Here is a 1,226-nt window from a genome sequence, read left to right on the forward strand (position 1 = left end):
GAGCTGCCCGTCGCGGTGCTGGCCGCCGGCCAGGTCGTCGCCGCGACCCGTGCCGCCCGCGAGCTCGGTGTCCGTCCCGGCCTGCGCCGGCGGGAAGCCCAGGCCCGTTGCCCCGGGATCGCTCTCGAACCGGACGACCCGAGCCGCTGCGCCCGGGTCTTCGAGCCGCTGGTCGTCGCGGTCGAGTCCGTGATCCCCGGAGTCGAGGTGCGCGGGCCGGGGGAGTGCGTCGTGCCGATCCGCGGCGCGGCCCGGTACTTCGGCGGGGAGGAGGCGGCCGTCGACGAGGTCCGGCGCGCGCTGGCGGCGGCCTGGCCGGCGGCGGACCGGTTGGCCGGCCCGGCGGGTGCCGGGTCGCCGCGGGCACTGCCGAGCTGTGGGCTCGGCGTGGCCGATGGGCCGTTCGCGGCCGGCATCGCCGCGCGGACCGATGTCGTCGTGCCCCCGGCGGGGACCGCCGCCTTCCTCGCGCCGCTGCCCATCGACCTGCTCGACGACGGTGGGCTCGTCGACCTGCTGCGCCGGCTGGGCCTGGTCACCCTCGGCGGTTTCGCGGCGCTGCCGGTCGCCGACGTCGCCGCTCGGTTCGGCCCGGCCGGAAGCTGGGCGCACAGCCTCGCCCGCGGCGTGGACCCCCGGTTGGCGGTGGCCCGGGAGCGGCCTGTCGACCTGGGTGTCGTCACCACGTTCGATCCGCCCGCGGACCGGGCCGAGCAGGGCGCCTTCGCCGCGCGCCGCCTCGCCGAGCAGGCTCACGACCTGCTCCGCGCGCATGGCCTGGCCTGCACCGGGGTCCAGATCGAGGCGGACACCGGCAACGGTGAGAATCATGTCCGGACCTGGCGCCACGACGGGCCGCTGTCCGCCGCCGCCATCACGGACCGGGTGCGCTGGCAGCTCGACGGGTGGTTGGCCGGCTCCGCGGACCCCTGCGCCGGTTCCGTGACCGCGGGCGCCGGGGTGGCGCGGCCGACGGCGGGCCTGGTCCGGCTTCGCGTCGAACCGGTCGGCCTGCTGCCCGCGGACGGCCGTCAGCTCGGGTTGTGGGGGGAGCCGGGCGCGGGCGCCGGCCGGATCGCCCGGGCGCTCACCCGGGTGCAGGGACTGCTCGGTCCGGACGCGGTCCTCACCGCGGTGCCCGTGGGCGGGCGCGATCCCGCGGACCGGATCCGCCTGGTGCCGTGGGGTGAGCCCCGGACCGGCACCGGTCTGGACCGGCCATGGCC

The 1,226-nt window shown here is 78.7% G+C and carries 1 protein-coding gene; it reads left to right on the top strand.

Annotated elements, in window-relative coordinates:
• Positions 1–1,226, top strand: a 1,226-nt coding sequence (locus tag MXD58_RS27965) for a DNA polymerase Y family protein (RefSeq protein ID WP_250611172.1), incomplete at both ends; no start/stop codon positions are given.

It is taken from the genome of Frankia sp. AgKG'84/4 (assembly GCF_023242965.2).
Lineage (GTDB): Bacteria > Actinomycetota > Actinomycetes > Frankiales > Frankiaceae > Frankia.